The sequence below is a fragment of the Nitrosomonas communis genome, from assembly GCF_024102715.1.
Lineage (GTDB): Bacteria > Pseudomonadota > Gammaproteobacteria > Burkholderiales > Nitrosomonadaceae > Nitrosomonas > Nitrosomonas communis_B.
Window position 1 is genome coordinate 1 of the sequence record NZ_JAGFJM010000029.1, and the last position, 20571, is coordinate 20571.

Genomic DNA, 20571 nt, shown 5'->3' on the forward strand with positions numbered 1-20571 from the left:
GCGAAACCAGAAATTGGTCACACGAGTCAACAGTCAGGCTTAATCCCGGTAATGCGCAACCAGAAACTACGATGAAAAAAGTGGCTTAAATGATGTACTCAGGCGAAAAGTACGTTGACACCTACCGTCTCCGGCACAGACTTGATTCGTAATTGCAACCTCAGAATGTAGGTTCAATCTGCACTCGAATACTGTTTGTTTATTGAAACTATTTGTAAGCACTTTGGGCTTCTTCCGGTTTTTTTACTTGTGTGCCTGATTCCTCTCTAGATAAAGCCGCGTGAACGTATTCGCGTGTCGCTTCCATTGCGGAGGAAGCGACCTGCCGAGCGTGCTGATAAATCCACATAACGTGAGATCACTTAATTTTTCTGCCCAACGTTGCAAATCACCGGCAGCAAAAAGCAGAGAGAGAAACGAGTGGCGCTTTTTGGTGTCCGAGTGCATTTGTCTTGTTAGATAAACAACTTCTTTTTAACTAAACCACGGTATACCCTGTAAGTACTTTTTACTTCTTCGGACAAATTTGATAATTTATCCGTGGCTTCATCGTATTTCTTGAAGTTATCCGGCTCTCCATGACCACCCCTATCCACATTCCAGTGAGGGTGCATACACAACCTCATATTCTCCCCTGTTTGCTTTTCAGGAAAAACCCAGAAGTTAAGAGACATCCAATGAAGAAGCTGATTTAAAGCTTTTGACATCTTTAAAGCCGCATCCTGCAGCTCGGTATCAATATAATGATTTTCTGGGAAATGATGGTATTCAGCGTATTCATGGAGTTTGGAGCTATCATTAGTGCAATAGGAATGATCTGACAGTAGCCACTCAAAGAAATTTGTTAGGAATTTTTCACCCAGTATCTCTTGGGACGCCTTGAAAATATCTGAATCGTGCTTAACTCTATTACTTACCGACTTCTCTCTATCTTTATATTCGATAAACTGCAACAATGAATTGCTAGTTAAATGGTAGAGCAATCCAATGACTACTAGCGCAAACCCCCAAGGAATATTACCTCCTGGCGCCAAATCAAGCTCATACTCTTTCTTCAAAACGGCCAATAGTATTTCTTCCCAGAATGGCGTTGCCATTAATACCAAACCAGAAATGACGACTGCCCAAGTGATTTTGTTATAGAACTCAGGCTTCAGAAGTTTGATCAGCTTTATTATAAATTCTTGCGTTGACACTCAGTCATCCTTTGTTATCTAACTCATATTAGTTCGTGTCGTTTAGTTCCATAGCAGCCAGAATTATGCATGATGCAGCAATGATCGTCATGCGATTAAGCTCATCATTCTGAATCGTTAGCCTGATCTGCAAAATAAGCTGACCTTCTGCCATTACGCAAAATTGCAGTACACTAAGGATGTATGAAAACAAATTTACAGAGTGTTCATGAAAAGATTCCTATCATCAGTTCGATGTTATCCAAGTAAATACAGATTAAATCAATGAAAAACATCCCGAGCTCAAAACAACTCAAGGGCGCAGGTTTGGGACTCCGGCGGGAGCTCATGCCTGCGTTAATGTGCCATGTGCCCGAGGCTATTTCTTTCTTCGAAATCGCGCCAGAGAACTGGATTGATATAGGGGGACGACCAGGACGTGAATTGCGTGCTTTCACAGAACGCTTTCCCTTCGTTTGCCATGGCTTATCGCTTTCCATTGGCGGCCCCTCACCGCTTGATGAAGTCCTGTTACGCAAGATTCGCCAATTCCTCGACCAACACCAAGTCGCGCTTTATACCGAGCACCTCTCCTATTGCTCCGATGATGGGCATTTATACGATCTGCTTCCGATCCCCTTTACCGAAGAGGCAGTTAAATACGCCGCAGCCCGTATCCAGCGCGTGCAGGAGATACTCGAGCGGCGTATTGCGATGGAAAATGCTTCTTTTTATGTTCATGCTCCGATCTCTGAAATGAATGAATGCGATTTCATTCGCGCAGTATTAACAGAAGCGGATTGCGATCTGCATCTCGATGTCAATAATGTGTATGTGAATAGTGTCAACCATGGCTATGATCCTATCGCGTTCATACGCGCCATGCCGGCTGAGCGTATCGTCTATATGCACATGGCTGGCCACTATAATGAAGCGGAAGACTTGATTATCGATACGCATGGCGCAAACATCGTCGAACCGGTGTGGTCGCTGCTCGATCAGACCTACCAAATTCATGGCATCGCCCCAACGTTGCTCGAGCGCGATTTTAATATTCCGCCCCTGAATGATTTGATAAGTGAAGTTGAGCGCATTGCTCAGACACAACATCGTCATGCTCTACAAACCCATGCCCACACCAGTTCCTGAATTTCAGCACTACCAAAACAGCTTCACTGCACATATCCGTGATCCAAAGGAGCAAGCTCGCCCCCATGGAATTGAAGCAAGACGCATGAAGGTCTACAACGAACTCGTTTATAACAGTATCGAAGGTGCGCTAGCGAACTGCTTTCCAGTATTAAAGAAGGTACTAGGAAAACGTCGTTGGGTACAACTGATGCGTGCTTTCCTTGCCAAACATCGCTGCCACTCACCTTTCTTTTACCAAATCCCTGATGAATTGATTCAATTTCTGCAGGCGGAATGGACCGTGAGCCAAGATTATCCCGTGTTCATGCTGGAGCTTGCCCACTATGAATGGGTTGAGTTATCCCTTTCCATCTCAACGAAGACTCCTGACTGGACTCAGATCGATGCCTCAGGCGATTTACTCAAGCAACAACCCGTATTAAATCCGGTGCTCGCCAATCTGTATTATCGCTGGCCCGTACACCTTATCGCACCGCGCCGCCGGGTCGTACCACAAGATACTTTTTTGCTGGTGTTTCGCAATAAAGACGATCAGATTCAGTTTATTGAAATCAATGCTTTTACAGCACGCTTGCTAAATCTGTTGGAAACGACAAACTATACGGGTCAAACTGCACTCGAAATGATCGCTCAAGAAAGTCGCCACTCCGTACCGGAAGTTGTGATAGAGGGTGGATTAGCGGTCATGCAAGATCTGCACTTGCGTGGCGGCCTGCTCGGTGTTATGCGTGAAGAGCACTCGCTGTGATGCGCAATCCATCACCCTGTAGATCGGCATTAAGGAAGATGCAGAAAAACAATTGATGGATTATTCAGTTTTTATCTCATTAGCAGCTGGTTTTGAGTCTACAATAACAGGGCCGGTTCTTCCGGAAGATAGTAATGTAACATTTCCCTTTAAAAATCTAGGAGAAACGTCATGTCTAAAAGAAAATCGATCATTTCTGTTGCGGTAAGCTCTACTTTTGCTGTAACCCTCGGCATTGCACCCCTGGCTTCTGCTAACGATAACCCCTTCAGCATGCAACCGATGGAAAAAGGCTATATGGTTGCAGAAGCGCACCAACATGGTGATAAGAAGACGGGTGAAGGTAAATGTGGCGGCGAAGGAAAATGTGGTGAAAGCCGATGTGGCGCTGCCATGGCGGATGCCAACAAGGATGGCAAGATTACCAAGGAAGAATGGAACAAGCACCACGATGCCATGTTCGAGAAAATGGATGCCAATAAAGATGGCATGATTGACAAAGATGAGATAGGTAAATCAAAAGAAGAAAAAATAAAAATGCATGGTGACAAGAAGAGCTATTAATCTCTAATCACCCAACAAAAGCAGGTTTCCCGCATAAGCTATTGTTTTTGTTAGAAACCTGCTTTGCATTCTTAATTACTAATTTGCGACAAGATACGGCTAACTACACACTATCGAACCCACACTGTTTTGATATTCACGAACTCGCGTATGCCGTGGTAGCCTAATTCCCGTCCGAAGCCCGATGCTTTGACGCCTCCGAAGGGCAAACGCGGATCGCTTTTAACGATACCATTGACAAAAGTGCAACCAGCCTGGATTTGCCGGGCGACGGCTTCACCTTGCGCTGTGTCGCGCGTCCATACACTTGCTCCCAGACCATACTGAGACTGATTGGCTAGATGAATTGCTTCCTCAGTACTTTTCACCCGCACGATGGCAGCCACCGGGCCCAACAATTCTTCATCAAAGGCCGGCATGCCGGGGCGCACATGATCCAGAATGGTCGGTGCGTAATAAGCGCCTTGTGTGCCAATATACTCGCCACCAGTCACAAGTACCGCACCCAGGGCCTGACTGCGTTCGACTTGTGCATTTAGATCGTCACGCAGATCCGGACGCGCCATGGGCGCAAGAGTAGTGGTTTCCTCTTTGGGATCACCGCTACGCAATTGGCTGACCAATGTTTTGAATTGCTGCACGAAGGCATCGGCGATGGTTTCTACGAGAATGAAACGTTTGGCAGCAATACAGCTTTGCCCCATGTTCTGGAAACGAGCGGCAAACGCTTGGCCCACGGTAAATTCCAAATCGGCATCTTCAAGCACGATGAAAGGGTCGGATCCACCCAGTTCGAGCACGCATTTTTTCAAATGCTGACCAGCGATGGCTGCCACTTTGCGTCCGGCAGCAGCGCTGCCGGTTAAAGTCACCGCAGTAATACGATGATCGGCAATAACTGTTTCAGCCTGGGCTGCTGTAATCATCAATGTGCGCAAGGTATTCTCTGGAAAACCTGCTGCAGCAAACGCTTCTTCCAGTGCGAGCGCACAACACGGCACATTAGAAGCATGTTTCAGCACTACAGTATTGCCTGCCATCATGGCAGGTGCCGCAGCACGAATCAGCTGCCAAAAAGGAAAATTCCACGGCATAATGCACAGTAAGGTACCCAAAGGTTGATAAACAACCACACTGCGGCTGGCATCGGAGGCAATCACTTCCTCTGCCAAATAAGCTTCTGCATGACCGGCAAAATGATCACAACCCAGTGCGCATTTATCGATCTCGGCCCTGGCTTCTTTCAGTAACTTTCCCATCTCTTCGGTAATCAGTCCGGCATAATCATCCCGACGCTGGCGGAAAACCTGTGCCAGGTTGCGCATATACCCTGCTCGCTGCTCAAAATTGAGTTGAGCCCAACCAACCTGGGCCGCTTCTACCTGATTCAAGACGGTATCAATGGTATCGGCTTGCCACGTGGGAAAAGATTGTATAATCTGCCCGCTAGCGGGATTGATTGACAGCATGGACATAGCGAAAGTATCCTTAAAAAATGGATTTCACGTGTAATTTATCATTATCAGCCAACACTTCTGCACTGAGCATGATCATTTCAATTTCATTGATGATTTCCTCCTGGCGCAATCTGGTCACATCCATTTCCAGAGGGCAGAGGGCAAATTGCACTATCCATGTGAGTCAATCGCTTACAAACATGTCCAGCATACGATTTAGACAAGCTGGTGTAACTGGGACGCATAATGAGCCACCACTATCGAATATGGTTAAATCACGTTTGAGACCACTGGCAGGATGTAATGCAATCGCCCCGCACGCGTTGTGCGTCCAGATGGCGATAGACATCGAAAGGATAATATTCATGATCAAATGCGCTGAATAAAGCCTGATGTAGCGGCGGCAAACGCTCACACAGCACGTCGACCACGAGCCTATGAATCTCCCTCGATGACACCGACCGGATCACTCGCTAAGTACATAGACTGGATCATCTGCTCCATCGGAAAAAACTCCCTCAGTTACAGTTTTGCTCGGCTAACCTTCTGTTATGCCGCCAAAGTTACAGACTTATTTTTATACTAAATCTATAAACAGTGTTCGTCTAGCGCCCAATCGAAATTAAATGATCTCCCCTGCATTGTAAGCTTATTATGACTGCTTCCTCGAACAGGGAACAATGTGCGGCGCTGCCTAAAAGCAATATCCTAGTTCAGGTTTGTTTGCTTTTTTTTCATGTAATAGTTTGATAAATTCAGGCATGGGCAAAGACTGGCTAAAATAATCGCCTTGCATCAAATCACACGTGTGTGTGCGCAGAAATTCAAGCTGTCTGTCAGTTTCCACACCTTCAGCCGTTACTTCAAGACCAAGCTTATGGGCAAGGGAGATAGCTGCTTCGACGATAACGGCATTATCAGAATTATTGGTTAAACCACTTATCAATGTCCGATCAATCTTCAGTGCGTCCAGCGAAAAACGCTTCAGATAGATCAGTGAAGTATAGCTCGTGCCAAAATTATCAATTGCGATCCGGACACCCAGAGCATGTATTGCCGCCAGCACTTCAGCTGCGCTAGCGGGATCGCGCATTAAGATACTTTCGGCAATCTCCAGTTCAAGCGCATGCTTGGGCATATGCTCCTCCTGTAAGGCGCGCTGGATCTTATCGTGAAAATCGACATCATTGAATTGAGCGGCAGAAATATTGATAGCGATGCGCATATCATTGAATCCCAGTCCCCGCCAATTGCGATGCATTCTGCAGACCTGGTGCAGCACCCACTCGCCGACCGGAATGATCATGTTTGATTTTTCCAGAAGAGGGACAAAATCAGCAGGAAGCATCAGTCCGCGTGCTGAGTGCTGCCAGCGTATCAATCCTTCAGCGCCAATAACCCGATTATTCCGCAGATCTATCTGCGGCTGGTAATGCAGCACAAATTCATTTTGCTCTAGGGCACGGCGCAGATCGGTCTCCAAAGCCAGCAGCTCATGACCGCGGATATTCATATCGACTGCATAAAAACAGTATTGATTAGACCCCGTCGACTTGGCCCGATACATGGCAATGTCAGCATGCCGCAACAAATCCTCTATCCGGTCACCATCATGTGGATAAACAGCAATACCAATACTAAACATGACATGGATTTCATGACCATGAATGATCACCGGGTGTTTGAAAGCAGCGTATATTTTATTGAGTACATCCAGTATATTTTCCGGATTGTGTAGTTCACTGAGCACGATAGCAAATTCGTCACCACCATGACGCGCAACCGTATCATTGGTGCGCATGCAGCTTTGCAGGCGATGGGCGATCTGTTCCAGCAAACTATCACCCGCCGCATGACCAAGGTTATCATTGATCCGCTTGAAATTATCAAGATCGATAAATAACACGCCGACATGACTGTTGTGCCGTTGTGCATATTTTATGGCTGAAGCAAAGCACTCGACTAATAAAGAACGGTTTGGCAAATTGGTCAGGCGATCATGCGTAGCTTGGTGCTGCAACTCGGCTTCGAAGCGCTTCCGTTCCGAGATATCGCGCGCAATCATTGATAAATACTCAATACAATTTTCCCTTTCCCTATGGGCAAGTACTACTTGGGAAACTGGCAGCTCCTTATTTCTGGCGGTCCGTAAAACGGTTTCTCCGCTCCAGATGCCGTACTGTTGCACTGCTGTCAGAATTTCAGAAAATGATTGCCGGGCAGTGTCCTTAAAAAATAGATCCTGCATGCAATACTGGCTGACATCTTCTTCACTACCCAATTTAAGTAAGTAACGCCCTGACTGGTTCAAATAGAATAAACGCCCTTCCGGTTCAAAAATAGCGACCAGATCTGGTGTCGCATTCAGTATTGCTATTAATCGGGTACGCTCCTCTTCAGCCTTGATGCGCGCAGTGATATCTCTACCGGTCGAGACAAAATGAGTAATATTCCCTTGCTCATCCCTTAAAGGCGCGATGACCTCTTCCTCGTAAAATAGCTCACCATTCTTGTGCCGGTTAATGAAGGTGCCTTTGTATATATCTCCACAAACGATGGTTTGCCAGAGCTGCCAGTAAAAATTGCTATCATGCAAACCAGAATGAAGAATGGCAGGCGTTTTTCCCTTGGCCTCTTCCGCGCTATAACCCGTTAATTTCTCAAAAGCTGGATTGACATATTCAATCTGCCCTTTGGGATCAGTGATAAAAACGCTGTCTGTAGTCTGGGCTACAACCAGTGACAGCTTGCGTACTAACTCATTAGCTTGACGATGCTTGCGACGCTGCCGGGCATCTTGCAGTTCACGCGCTACCGCAGGTAATAAGCGATTGAGGTTTCCCTTCATAACATAATCTTGTGCCCCGCGTTTCATCGCTTCGACTGCGACATCTTCACCGATTGCGCCAGAAATGAAAATAAATGGAATATCAGGATCATGCTGGCGGACAATTTCCAGCGCACGAGCACCACTAAACCCAGGCATGGAATAATCCGAAAAGATGATATCCCACGGCTTCTGTAATTGCAGGATCACTCCTCGTTCCGTATCGACCCGCTGCCAATCAAACTTGAGCCCTTCTGACTGAAAGTAATCTACCAGCAGCAGGACATCATTCTCCGCATCCTCAATAAACAAGAAGCGCAACAAGGAGGACATCTGTTTCAGTGTATTCAGTGTATCTGGCATGATGCGCCCCTCTACTTATTTCTGGCGACCAAATGGCGGTTCATTCACTCTCAACCAGTAGAGACCAAGCTGCCCGGCCACTTTAATAAAAGTATCGAAATCCACCGGTTTACGGACATAGCTATTGGTACCCAAGGAATAAGCTTTGATGCGATCCTCATCTTCATTGGATGAGGTCAGGATCACAGTCGGTAAAAAACGGACATGCTCGGCAGCACGAATATGGCGTAACACTTCCAATCCATCTATCTTGGGGAGTTTAAGATCCAGCAACATCAGTATCGGCAGATCGGCAATTTTCCGCTCAGCATAATCCCCCCGCCCGAACAAATAATCGAGTGCCTCAACGCCATTGCGCGCTATCACCACCTTGTTGCCAATCTGGTTAGCTTTTAACGCATCTAGCATTAATAATGCATCATCCGGGTTATCTTCGACTAGCATTATTACTTTGTTGCTCATACTCTCTCCTTCCCATCCAATATGAAATAAAAAGTTGCCCCCTGATTGATGGCGCTTTCAGCCCAAATACATCCACCATGCTTATGGATCACTCGCTGCACAGTGGCGAGCCCGATACCGGTCCCCGGATACTCATTCGCATCATGCAAACGCTGGAATGCACCAAATAATTTATCAGCGTAGGCCATATCGAAGCCGGCGCCATTGTCTCGAACGAAATAAATAATTTTGTCTTCCTTTACAGTACACCCTACTTCAATCAGCGCTTCCCGGCATTGCCCAGTAAATTTCCAGGCGTTACTCAGCAGATTATCCATCATGATACGCAATAATTGCGTATCACCACGCGTCGTCAAGCCAGACTGTATCAAGCACTTGACATGACGCTCAGGCTCTATCTGCTGCAGCATGCTTATGATTTCTTCTGCCAGCTGCGTCAGATCAACAGTCTCCCACTTGAGCTCTGTGCGGGTAACGCGCGATAATTTAAGCAAATCATCGATGAGCTCTGCCATACGCTGAGCAGCCGCCCGTATCCGGTACAACCGGTCATGCCCTCTTTCATCTAAGCGATCAGCATAATCATCGAGCAATGTGCGGCTGAAACCATCCAGGGCCCGCAATGGTGCACGTAAATCGTGGGAAACAGAGTAACTAAATGCCTCCAGTTCGCGGTTAACGGTTTCCAGCTCCTTGGAGCGTGCCTGGATATTTTCATTCAATAACTGAATCCGATACTCGTTCTCTTTGCGTGCGGTGATATCTTCCAAGATGCCATCAAGATAGATTTCACCGCACGGGTCTCTTCTCATCACGGAAGTTACCGAAGCGTAAAACTCCCGTCCTTTCAAGGTTCTAAACCGTATTTCGACATTCTTCGCAGAACCCTGGCTTGTCACTTTGTCAATATAAGCTTTGCGGTCAGCTGCATCGCAATAGGACTCACTCAAGCGATAAGAAAGAAGCTGTTCCACCGAATCCGCCTCAAAAATATCGACCATAGCCTGGTTTATTTCAAGAAACCTGCCATAAGTGTCTGGTTTGTTACGAAAAACACCTATAGGCAAGTTATTGATCAAATCACGATAACGTATCTCCACGCGCCGCTTCGCTTCTTCAGCTTGCTTGCGTGCAGAAATATTGCGGATAATGCTGGTGATCAACGGTCCCTGCTCCGTTTGGAGTGGACTTAAGCTGATTTCTATCGGAAATTCGCTACCATCCTTGTGTTGCCCATATAGCTCCGCGCCTACTTTCACGGGATAGGTGAATGGTCCCGCGATATCTTGCTGCCGGGCAAATGGATGTGTTTCGTGAAACCGTTCTGGTAAAAGCTGCTCTATTGGCCTACCCAATAATTCATTACGGCTATAACCAAACCACTTTTCAGTCTGTGCATTGACCCGAGTAATACAGCCATGCTGATCAGCAATGACAATAGCATCTGGCGCCGACTCCAGCAACCCACGAAACTGAGCTTCTCTGGCGCGCACCCTGTTCTCAGCCTGCTGGCGGCGTACGGCATAATGGGCGATTACCCCGCTCAACAGCATAAGCAATAAAGTGAGTACCATAAAGGCGATGATCAGGTTACGGCTATTCTCAGCAGTACTCGCAGCTAAAATCGATGAGGATATCTGAGAAACCAGAATCCAGTGTTCACTGCCTAAGCTATTGTACAATTCTGCCGGTTTAACCTTGGCATAGGTAAACAGTCCCTTTTCGTGCATCCATTGACCAATCTCAGGGCCACCCAGAATGGACAACCACACTTCTTCGCCGAATTCGTGATCAAACCGCATTGTTTGCCGCTCCGGATACATGAAACCCCATTCCATCTCCGGACGTGATCCGAGTAACCAATATCCCTGCGCATTAAGCAACCAGAGATGACCCAGGCTTTGTCTAGAAATTTCGCGTAGACGATCGAGTAACCTCTGTCCCTGGTAGTTAAGTACAATGAGACCACGTTTCTGCTTCTTGCTGTCAAATACCGGCGCACTGAGGCGGATCGTGGGTTTGATGGGTTGCTTGATGACACCATGCTCGACAGTGAGATCGAATGGCGAGATGAGGACAGTCTTTTTATTCAGCGCTAGCGTATTCTGCACGTAGTAACGTTTCGATCTGTTTTGTAATTGCTCCATCGGTATGACTGCCGGCTGACCTGCATTGAAGTCGACACGCATTACCTCTTGGCCGCGTTCATCCAGAAAACGAATCTGATCATAGAATTGACGGTGCTGCGCGAAAGCTAGAAAATCTGCAGTAAGATGTGCCTGTGTTGCAGAACTCCCGCCATCAAGCCATTGCTGCAACGACGACAGCTCTGCCAGATAAAGTGCATCGTTGCGCAACACATCCAATTTAGCTTCGATGGTGCGTTCGCTAAGCTGGATTGACAATCGCTCGTTCGCCTGTATGATCTCCATGGCAGCATCTTCTTGTGTATGAAAAACAAACCACAGCATGGCAGCAAGCAATAAAACCAATGGAATGCATAGAAACAGGAAATACCGTATAAACTGATAGCCCCATCTATATAATTTCATTAATATCCCTTTTATCAGTTCGATATCCAGATGAACTTATCATGGCTTATCGCAAAAGAATATCCATCGCGTGCAACTGTTCAATACTCCTGGATCGTTCAGCATCAAGAAATAGCGGGTGAATACAAGTTGATACTTCTCATCAATATGAATGAAGGCTAAAAACAGAAAATCAGGAATAGCAGCCTGATTACTCAACTCGCTGTGTTATCAGCAGACTCTCAGTATGAGTAACAGCTACGTCAAATTGTGACAGCATAACATATCTGAAGTTCGACACCAGCAACCCTTTTCTTCCCATATCTCTGCACACACTTATTCAGACTTTCCCTTGCTATTTGCTCGATAAAGATGAATATCCAGCTGCGGGAATGCAATGTTAATTTTTTCTTCAGCAAACCGACGGTTAATCTCCATATTCAAATCGTGAGCAAGATTCATTCGATCGGAAAGCTGACCTACATAAACTCTTAATTCAAAATTTAATGTGCTTGCACCAAACCCCAGAAATAAGGCAGTAGGTTCTGGGTCCTGCAGGACCGCAGGATGATTTCCGGCAATCTCCAGTAACAACGCTCTGGCCTTATCACAATCCGAGCCATAAGCAATGCCCACTGGTATCAGGACACGTGTAACCTGATCGCTTAACGCCCAGTTGATCAACTGCTGGGTAATAAATGTTTTATTAGGCACGACCACTTCTTTGTGATCTGGATCAATCAAGGTAGTGGCACGAATATTAATCTTGTTGACTGTACCGGTTACATTGTTCAATGTGACCAGATCACCAATTCTGATGGGACGTTCAAACAGAAGAATCAACCCTGATACGAAATTAGCCACAATTTCCTGCAGGCCAAAGCCCAATCCGACACTAAGTGCTGCCACGAGCCATTGGATATTTGACCATTCCATCCCAAGCATCTGGAAAGTAACCATCACGCCAATAATAATAATGGCATATCGGAGAAGAGTGATAATCGCGTAACCGGTACCTGCATTTAAGGATAAATGCTGCAAAACCAGAAGCTCCAAAGTACCAGGCAAATTATGAGCTGCTACAATAACCAGAGTCAAAATAATCAACGCTACCAGCAATGTCTTTAGCGTAATCAGGCGCACGATCTCTTCGCCCTCTTTCACCATCGAGGTCCGCCAGACAACGATATCTTCCAGAAATCCCAGAGCAGGCAGCATCTCCAGCCAAATGATACTTAATCCCGCTAGCAGCAGTCCCCACACGCTGATCTTTAATAAGGTGGCAGATTGCTTGCTGATTGATTTGACATCGATATAGCTATCATCCACAAACTCACTGTCACTTTTTCCAGTGGCTGCACGCTGGGCAAGCATTTCTTCCCGCTTTGCAATCGCTCTTTTAAAAGCGATTCTGCGCTGGGTTATTAACAAACTGCGGTAGCCCAGAAAAAAAGTCAGACTGCACAGGATAATCAAAATGACCGATTGAAAAATTAGAATACACTGATATAAGGCAGCAAAGTAGTAGCCTCTGGCTGCCATGAAGATTAAGTACAATTGCTGCACAAAAAGAAGTGCCATCCACAGCTTGGGATTTTGCAGCAAAGTAAAACTTTTTCCTTGATAAAGCGACTTACCAGAATTTGTTATCGCCATCCAGCCTAAAGCAAATATTGCCAGCACTATGCACAGCAGGATAAAAGCAAATCTCCCTACACCGTTACGTACGATGTCATCTGTGAATGCATCTGTGAAGCCAATGATGATGCTTAATATCAATACAAATGGTGCGTAACGTTTAATATCCAAACGCAATTTATTGACCATATCGGCATGAAACCGGAACTGATTGACGAGCAGTCCGTCTGGACGGCAAAGATGAAGCAGAAAACTCCAGAAAAATATGGTGATGGCAGTTACATAAAAAGCGAGCGCAAGTGCATGGCTCATTTCTGTCTTGATATCGTGCTGTAGAATTTGATAAATCAGCAGAAATGGCAAGGACATCAGCAAAGATTGTACGATAGCAAACACTAGCATGCCGACAGGATAGCGTGCCTTATCTTGCTTGACTTTCCCCCATGCCTCCTTTCCTGCTTCTTCCCATTGTAAATAGCGCGGCCAGTAAATCTGCCTGGAAATCAATCCAACCAGCAGAAAAGCCATTAAAATGGCTAGAACTTGCAACCATACTCTGTCTATTACTTTTACCAGAGCTGCCTGCGTCTTACTGGAAACGAACCAATTGCTAGCAGCAGCGAGACTATCACCCATATCTAAACTGATTGGTTTTGCACTGCGCGTGACCAACAAATTCTCTTTGAGCAGAAGCTCATATTCACTGATTTTTTCAATAAGCTGATGCTGGGTTGAGGCATATAACTCTAATTCCTTGATGTAGGAATATAGAACACCTAAGAATTGATTGATGACATGCAGGCGGGAATTTTTAAGCTCCTGGAACGCGTTCGTTATATCCCGGTAGACAGGGTCTTTACCATCGATAACATGACCTTCGGTCATTCTTTTGAAATAGGCCTTATCATGCATCATATCCAGCTTTTCTTGCTCAAGCTGGAACAGCTCGAGTTTTGCGCTACTCAATAATTTTTGCGTCTGCGCGATATCAGGCTTGGATAAAATTTGCTTGAACTGTTTTCTGATCTCGGTTCCCAACGCATCATCTTCCGCATGGAACTCGAGCCGCTGCTGAAGTGTGGCGTAGTTTTTAGTAATCAGGCTAAGCCGGTTTTCAAGTTGTGTTTTTTGCACGATCAGCTTAGCAGTATGATCAGCATAATCACTCAGTCTAGTGGCAAGCTGTTCATTATTCTGCACCATCATAAGCAATGCTGGATGCCGCCATTTACTCTCGTCCAGCAACTGTCCTGACTTCTCAACCAACTCTTCTGTCTCGGCTTTTCTTTTCAGATTGATATGCCTGGCTAACCACTCCACTTTTTCAAGTAACGCTTGGGTCTCCGGCTTCAGGATCAGCTCATCCTGTAAGGTTGCAATCTCAATAGCATTAGGCAGTATTAATGTTTCCAGCTCCAGCATACGAATCTTGTCTGTCAACGCCCGGCTCTGGTAATCCTGGAGCATTTTGAGCGCATCGGCAATTTTTTCATCGGAAGTATCCGACGATGGTGGTATTTTTTCTGTTAATGTCTTACGCGCGTTGCGTGCTGCGACTAACTCCTCTCGAATCACAATGGTGCGCTGCCGCAAATTAGCAATCTCGGAAGCCAGTTTCTGCTGCTGATTTTGCAACTCTGATAATTTGGCTTGAGCAGTGACGTGTCTCTGCTCCATTTCGCCCAAGGGCAGGTCTGCCAGTTCTGTAATTTCAGCTGTCGCAGGCTTAGTTTTGCCCTTCTGCTTTCTGAGCGTTTCTAATTGTTGCGGATATTTTTCCAGTTGCTGCGAATAAAGCTGGGTTTTATTGAGATACTCCTGATGATCCAGCAATACCTGCTGCGTATTGAGATAAATCTCTTTCAGCTTCTTTTTTTGTGGTGTTTCTTCACCGTTACTCAATGTATCAAGCTTGCTCTGGATTGTTTTCAACTGATGAGCGAGTTCATCTGCCTGGACATACTCAGCACCCGTTACGATCCAAAATGAAAAAAAGATGCTTAAGAGGAGTTTAATCATGAATATTCACGTTTCAAAAAACAACTATGAATTTACAAAGTTGTGCTTAGCCGATTATCCCAAGATTTCTATCAGAAATTTAAGGACAACTTACAACAATTGCAACGAACTTGTATCTACCCGGAAATCTGGTTGACTTAGAATTAATTTTCGTCTGACTGAATGATATATCTGTGATTCTGAGCTTCGTATATTTAGAGTACAGCCTCTACTCACTTTCTTAATGCTTCCCAGAAAATCAAACTGGATAGGATGCACCAAATTAAGCAGTTTCTAATCATTCTTCTCTTTTACCGTCGGCTCATTTGCACTGCTTACAAACTGTTGATCCGCAACTGGATCACTAGGCTTACCTGATAAACCAGCGAAAAATATACCCAATTCATAGAGCAAATAGAGCGGTACTGCCAGCAAAAACTGTGAAATCACATCAGGAGGTGTGAAAATCGCACCTATCACAAAAGCACCTACCAGCACATACTGACGAACTTCTTTCATTTTCGCGAGTGAAATGACCCCTGTTCGCACCAGCACGACAACGAATACTGGAACTTCAAAAGTAATGCCAAAAGTCAAGAACATGGCCAGGACAAAACCAAGGTATTCACCGATATCAGTCATGACCGCCACTCCTTCAGGTGCAAAATAAATAATAAACTCAAACACCAAAGGCAATGCAGCAAAATAAGCGAATGCCATCCCTACGAAAAACAACACACTGCTGGCAACTACGAGGGGTAAAAACAGGCGCTTTTCATGGGAATACAACCCCGGCGCCACAAAAGCCCAAATCTGATAAAGCGTATGCGGTAAGGTCAGCACAAACGCTGTCATTAGGGCTACTTGCATGGGTATAAAAAAAGGGGTGGCAACTGCTGTGGCAATCATTTGGCCGCCTAAAGGCAATTTCTCCAGCAAAGGCTGCGCCAGAAGAGTATAGAGATCGCGCGCAAAATAAGCACATGGCAGAAAACCAAGCGCCAGCACAGAAAATATCCGAATCATCCTGGCACGCAATTCCACCAGATGTGAAACAAAGGTGCTCTCTTCGTCCATTCTAGAATCCTGAGTCGGATGGAAGGGAATATGCGACTTTGCGCATGCAGGGCAAAACGGAATGATTATTCCATTCCGGAAAGTTACAGCGCAGCCATATGATTACAAAACCGTGTAATCCGCAGAGAAATGAGAATATCCAAAAGACAAGCGTGAAATTTATAGCAAAGACCATAATATTTATTCATAATGCTAACATTAGAAAGAGCAATCAACTAAAGAATCTGGGTTAATACGATCATGATGAATCAAACCACGTAGATAGGTATTATTAGCGCTAGCGGTTACGTAATCAGGAAGCCTGCCATACTGAAATAATCAATCAAAAGTACAGTGTCCTTTTAGGATACGCTTTTATCTGATTCTGGAACCTGTTGTTGCGTTGTAACTCTCTGATCAGGAAGTTTATTTCCTACCGAAGTGTTAATTTGTCTGAGTTCAGCAAGCACAGGATTTTTTGTTTTTTCTACTGTATTCATGTCAGTAGTAGTCTGGATTTGATCAAATTCTTGCTTCAATGATTGCTCAATAGAATGCGTTGTTTCCTGTACAGAATTTTTTAAACGCTTCAATTCATCGAGTTCAATTTCATGCTGGATATCGCTCTTGACATTATCAACATACCGCCGTGCCCGTCCCAGTAAATGCCCCATCGTCCGTGCCACACGCGGAAGCCGCTCAGGCCCGATCACTATCAATGCCACTATAAAAATGATGATCATTTCTGCAAAACTGATATCAAACACGTCTCATCCTTCCACAGAAATTTCTTTTCCGATGGAATCATCACAAAGAAATTGCAAAATTGTCATGCTTCACTGATTGTGCATCGATTTCAACCACCTTATGGCAAGGCAGTCATCTCAAAGCTTGGTCTCATTTTTCTCTTTGGTTCCAACTTCAACAGCATGGCTGGTAATCTGCTGGGACTGAGAAGAGGGAGTAGTATTATCCTCTTCGCCACCTTTCATGCCTTCCTTAAATCCCCTGATTGCATTACCAAGATCACCGCCCAAATTCCGCAGCTTTTTCGTGCCAAAAACCAGGACGACAATCGCCAGCACAATCAGCCAATGCCAAATGCTAAACGTCCCCATTGCTTACTCCTTCAAAAAATTATTGCCCATGGTGAATCATAGTGGGTAAACGATCTTTTCCTCCAATGATATGAATATGAAGATGAAACACTTCTTGTCCGCCTACACGTCCAGTATTGATAATGGTACGAAACCCGTTCTCACATCCCTGCTGCTTTGCTACCTGAGGGGTCAGCCATAGCATTTTCCCCAAGAGTGATTGATCTGTTTCAGTTACCTCATACAATGAAGCAATATGTTGCTTGGGTATCAGCAGAAAATGAACAGGTGCCGCTGGATGAATATCGTGAAAGGCAACAAAATCCTGATCTTCATACACTTTGCTGGCAGGAACATCTCCTCGTACAATTTTGCAAAAAATACAATTTTCCATTTATTGCCCTGTTTTACGCGATAGTTTCTCTTCAATACCGGAAACGCCTTCTCGCCGTTCCAGTTCATGCAGTATATCTTCCGGTTTTAATCCATGATGCGCAAGCAATACCAAACTATGAAACCATAAATCCGCGACTTCATAAACAACATGTGCGGTATCTCCATCCTTTGAAGCCATGATGGTTTCCGCTGCTTCTTCGGCAATTTTTTTGAGTATTTTGTCCTGACCGCCCCTGAGCAGTTTTGCTACGTAAGAAGTGGAAGGATCAGCACTTTTACGCGCCTCGATTGTTTCTGCCACACGCCGAAGAATGAATGAATCAGTCATTACTTATAGATCTCCGCTGGATCCTTGATAACAGGTGTGACGATGACCCATTGATCTCCTTCCAGTTTATTAAAAAAACAACTCTGTCTGCCAGTATGACAAGCAATACCCCCCAATTGCTCCACTGTAAGTAATATCACATCCTCGTCACAATCCAGATAAATTGCTTTTACTTTCTGCACATGACCCGATTCTTCCCCTTTGCGCCAAATTTTTTTACGGGAACGCGACCAATAAACAGCCTCCCCGGTCTCAACGGTCAACTTGATGGCTTCCCGATTCATCCACGCAACCATCAGTACATTACCGCTTTTTTCATCCTGCGCAATCACGGGTACGAGCCCATCTGTCGCCCAATTTATTTTATTTAGCCAAGTATCCGACATAAACGCTTATCTTGCTAACATAGCACTGAAATATTATTTGAGTATTACAACCGCACTTCAATTCCATACTTTGCCAGATATTGCTTGGCTTCCTGGATGGTATGCTGGCCATAGTGAAAAATGCTGGCCGCTAATACTGCATCAGCATGCCCCTGCAAAATACCATCAACCAAGTGATCCAGGTTGCCTACGCCACCACTGGCAATTACTGGTAAGTCTATTGCGTCAGAAATGGCACGTGTCAGCGCCAAATCAAAGCCGTGGCGTGTGCCGTCCCTATCCATGCTGGTCAGTAAAATTTCACCCGCACCTAACGCCTGCATTTTTTTGGCCCACTCGATGGCATCGAGGCCTGTTGCCTTGCGCCCACCGTGCGTAAACACTTCCCAGCGGGAGTCATTGTGCTGCTCATTCCTGATTTGTTTAGCGTCTATGGCGACAACGATGCACTGTGAACCATAATGACTAGCCGCCTCTTCTATCAGTTGCGGATTGAGCACAGCAGAAGTGTTAACGCTCACTTTATCAGCCCCTGCATTCAACAACCGGCGAACATCTTCGACCCTGCGTACGCCACCACCCACAGTCAACGGAATGAATACCTGCGCCGCCACTTCTTCAACAATATGCAGAATCAAATCGCGATTATCAGAACTAGCAGTAATATCAAGAAAAACAAGCTCATCAGCACCCTGTTCATCGTAACGACGGGCTATTTCTACAGGATCACCCGCATCTCGAAGAGAGACAAAATTAACACCTTTAACAACACGTCCATTATTGACATCAAGACACGGAATAATACGTTTGGCAAGACCCATGAATCCAAGAAACCCTTACATGATGGCAAAAGAATAGGGAAAAAACATGTGAACAGACTTGAATTTCATTCAAGACATCAATTATCTTGTCAGACCATTTCACTCAGCTTGTCAGCCAATTGTTGCGCTTCTTTAAAATCCAGCGTGCCCTCATAGATAGCCCGGCCAGTTATCGCGCCCATGATGCCTTCTGACTCAATTTCACAGAGTGTTTTAATATCATCCAAATTAGTAATTCCGCCGCTAGCAACGACTGGTACAGTCAGCTCCCGCGCCAAGGTTATGGTTGCATCAACATTGATACCCGTGAGCATACCGTCACGGCCGATGTCAGTATAAATAATTGCTTCAACTCCATAATCTTCAAACTTTTTCGCTAAATCTACCACATCATGCCCAGTAACTTTAGACCAGCCATCCACTGCCACCTTACCATTTTTGGCGTCAAGTCCCACCATAATCTGACCGGGGAAGGCATAACACGCATCATGCAGAAATCCGGGAATTTTTACCGCAGCTGTTCCGATAATGACATAGGTAATGCCGTTATCCAGATAACGCTCAATAGTTTCCAGATCTCGAATACCACCGCCAAGCTGAATCGGAATGCTGCCATTAATCGCTTTAACAATGGCGCGAATAGCTGATTCATTTTTCGGTTTACCAGCAAATGCGCCGTTTAGATCGACTAAGTGTAGCCGGCGCGCGCCTTGTTCCAACCAATGCTGGGCTACAGCACCAGGGTTTTCAGAAAATACAGTTGCGTCATCCATGACTCCTTGTTTAAGACGTACGCACTGTCCATCTTTGAGGTCAATTGCAGGAATAATCAGCATATATTGTCAGGATAAATAATTGAGAATAAGAGGATTAGTTTGAGAAAAACTATAGATAATAAATTGGATTGTACTAATGACTAGAAGATGGCTCCCATTTGGCAAAATTACTTAATAACGTCAAACCGGCCAGATGACTTTTCTCCGGATGGAACTGGACAGCAAAGATATTATCCTTAGCGATTGCACAAGTAAACGACGTAGGATAAAGCGTATAAGCAGCCGTTATTTCCGGAGTAACTGTTTCCACATAATAACTGTGAACGAAATAAAAACGGGCATCATTGGCAATATCATTCCACAAGGGATGCCGGCTTGTTTGATACACCTGATTCCAGCCCATGTGAGGAACTTTAAGTTTATTGCCATCGGCATCTATCATCGCTTCACGCAGAAAATGACGTACTTTGCCAGGCAAAATGCCTAAACCCTTCATATTTCCTTCTTCACTTTCTTCAAACAGCATTTGCAGACCGAGGCAAATGCCAAGAAAAGGCTTATTCTTAGCGGCTTCCAGCACAACCTCTTTTAATCCGCGAACCGTCAGCTCATGAATGCAATTGGGCATCGCACCCTGGCCAGGAACGACAACACGTGATGCTTTTTCTACCACGGCTGGATCACTGGTTACAACAATGGAAGCAGTAGGCGCAACATGTTCAAGGGCTTTAGATACCGAACGTAAATTACCCATTCCGTAATCGACTATGGCGATATCAGTCATACTTAGTTTGAG

At 45.3% G+C, this 20571-nt stretch carries 19 protein-coding genes; 3 read left to right on the forward strand and 16 right to left on the reverse strand.

The features are described from left to right. Positions 1 to 455: 455 nt before the first annotated feature. Positions 456 to 1196: a hypothetical protein gene (locus J5I83_RS02975; protein WP_304053170.1), complete on the reverse strand. Its 741-nt coding sequence runs from the start codon at positions 1194 to 1196 to the stop codon at positions 456 to 458. Between the two features lie 264 nt (positions 1197 to 1460). On the opposite strand from J5I83_RS02975, the gene J5I83_RS02980 reads away from it, so the two are divergent. From J5I83_RS02980 to J5I83_RS02990, 3 genes are all read left to right on the forward strand, one after another. Further along, on the forward strand, positions 1461 to 2324 hold the full coding sequence (locus tag J5I83_RS02980; protein WP_304053171.1) for a DUF692 domain-containing protein: 864 nt from the start codon (positions 1461 to 1463) through the stop codon (positions 2322 to 2324). Next, entirely contained in the window at positions 2305 to 3075 is a 771-nt protein-coding gene (locus J5I83_RS02985; RefSeq protein WP_304053172.1) for a DUF2063 domain-containing protein, read from the forward strand. The genes J5I83_RS02980 and J5I83_RS02985 overlap by 20 nt, the downstream gene beginning before the upstream one ends. Positions 3076 to 3246: 171 nt before the next feature. Further along, the gene (locus tag J5I83_RS02990) at positions 3247 to 3639 is read left to right on the forward strand and encodes a hypothetical protein (RefSeq protein ID WP_304053174.1); all 393 of its coding nucleotides are present in this window, start codon (positions 3247 to 3249) and stop codon (positions 3637 to 3639) included. Positions 3640 to 3749: 110 nt separating this feature from the next. Here the strand turns inward: J5I83_RS02990 and J5I83_RS02995 are convergent, their stop codons facing one another. The 15 genes from J5I83_RS02995 to hisH form a co-directional block, all read right to left on the reverse strand. Continuing rightward, on the reverse strand, positions 3750 to 5114 hold the full coding sequence (locus J5I83_RS02995) for an NAD-dependent succinate-semialdehyde dehydrogenase (RefSeq protein WP_304053176.1): 1365 nt from the start codon (positions 5112 to 5114) through the stop codon (positions 3750 to 3752). A 257-nt stretch (positions 5115 to 5371) separates the two neighbouring features. Beyond that, on the reverse strand, positions 5372 to 5527 hold the full coding sequence (locus tag J5I83_RS03000) for a hypothetical protein (RefSeq protein ID WP_304053178.1): 156 nt from the start codon (positions 5525 to 5527) through the stop codon (positions 5372 to 5374). Between the two features lie 263 nt (positions 5528 to 5790). Then, a complete protein-coding gene (locus J5I83_RS03005; RefSeq protein ID WP_304053180.1) occupies positions 5791 to 8286 on the reverse strand; it encodes an EAL domain-containing protein in 2496 nt (831 codons plus the stop codon). Positions 8287 to 8301: 15 nt separating this feature from the next. Further along, entirely contained in the window at positions 8302 to 8748 is a 447-nt protein-coding gene (locus J5I83_RS03010) for a response regulator (RefSeq protein WP_304053182.1), read from the reverse strand. After that, positions 8745 to 11300: a PAS domain S-box protein gene (locus tag J5I83_RS03015; RefSeq protein WP_304053184.1), complete on the reverse strand. Its 2556-nt coding sequence runs from the start codon at positions 11298 to 11300 to the stop codon at positions 8745 to 8747. Before J5I83_RS03015 ends, J5I83_RS03010 begins: the two co-directional genes overlap by 4 nt. A 315-nt stretch (positions 11301 to 11615) precedes the next feature. Further along, positions 11616 to 14936, reverse strand: a complete 3321-nt coding sequence (locus J5I83_RS03020; RefSeq protein ID WP_304053186.1) for a mechanosensitive ion channel domain-containing protein — start codon at positions 14934 to 14936, stop codon at positions 11616 to 11618. Positions 14937 to 15209: 273 nt separating this feature from the next. Beyond that, positions 15210 to 15992, reverse strand: coding sequence for a twin-arginine translocase subunit TatC (gene tatC / locus J5I83_RS03025; RefSeq protein ID WP_304053188.1), 783 nt, complete (start codon positions 15990 to 15992; stop codon positions 15210 to 15212). A gap of 341 nt (positions 15993 to 16333) precedes the next feature. After that, complete coding sequence (gene tatB / locus J5I83_RS03030; RefSeq protein WP_304053190.1) at positions 16334 to 16738, reverse strand: Sec-independent protein translocase protein TatB; 405 nt, start codon at positions 16736 to 16738, stop codon at positions 16334 to 16336. 117 nt (positions 16739 to 16855) lie between these two features. Next, positions 16856 to 17089, reverse strand: a complete 234-nt coding sequence (gene tatA, locus J5I83_RS03035) for a Sec-independent protein translocase subunit TatA (RefSeq protein WP_304053192.1) — start codon at positions 17087 to 17089, stop codon at positions 16856 to 16858. A 19-nt stretch (positions 17090 to 17108) separates the two neighbouring features. Beyond that, positions 17109 to 17462, reverse strand: coding sequence for a histidine triad nucleotide-binding protein (locus tag J5I83_RS03040; protein ID WP_304053194.1), 354 nt, complete (start codon positions 17460 to 17462; stop codon positions 17109 to 17111). Next, on the reverse strand, positions 17463 to 17792 hold the full coding sequence (locus tag J5I83_RS03045; RefSeq protein ID WP_304053196.1) for a phosphoribosyl-ATP diphosphatase: 330 nt from the start codon (positions 17790 to 17792) through the stop codon (positions 17463 to 17465). It lies immediately after the preceding gene. Continuing rightward, positions 17792 to 18178 (reverse strand): phosphoribosyl-AMP cyclohydrolase, encoded by a 387-nt coding sequence (hisI, locus tag J5I83_RS03050; RefSeq protein ID WP_304053198.1) that lies wholly within the window; start codon positions 18176 to 18178, stop codon positions 17792 to 17794. Before hisI ends, J5I83_RS03045 begins: the two co-directional genes overlap by 1 nt. Before the next feature lie 44 nt (positions 18179 to 18222). Continuing rightward, on the reverse strand, positions 18223 to 18999 hold the full coding sequence (gene hisF, locus J5I83_RS03055; RefSeq protein WP_304053200.1) for an imidazole glycerol phosphate synthase subunit HisF: 777 nt from the start codon (positions 18997 to 18999) through the stop codon (positions 18223 to 18225). Between the two features lie 89 nt (positions 19000 to 19088). After that, positions 19089 to 19835 carry a 1-(5-phosphoribosyl)-5-[(5-phosphoribosylamino)methylideneamino]imidazole-4-carboxamide isomerase gene (gene hisA / locus J5I83_RS03060; protein ID WP_304053201.1) on the reverse strand — a complete coding sequence of 249 codons (747 nt, stop codon included), beginning with the start codon at positions 19833 to 19835 and terminating at the stop codon, positions 19089 to 19091. Positions 19836 to 19908: 73 nt separating this feature from the next. Next, the gene (gene hisH, locus J5I83_RS03065) at positions 19909 to 20559 is read right to left on the reverse strand and encodes an imidazole glycerol phosphate synthase subunit HisH (RefSeq protein WP_304053202.1); all 651 of its coding nucleotides are present in this window, start codon (positions 20557 to 20559) and stop codon (positions 19909 to 19911) included. Between the last annotated feature and the right edge of the window lie 12 nt (positions 20560 to 20571).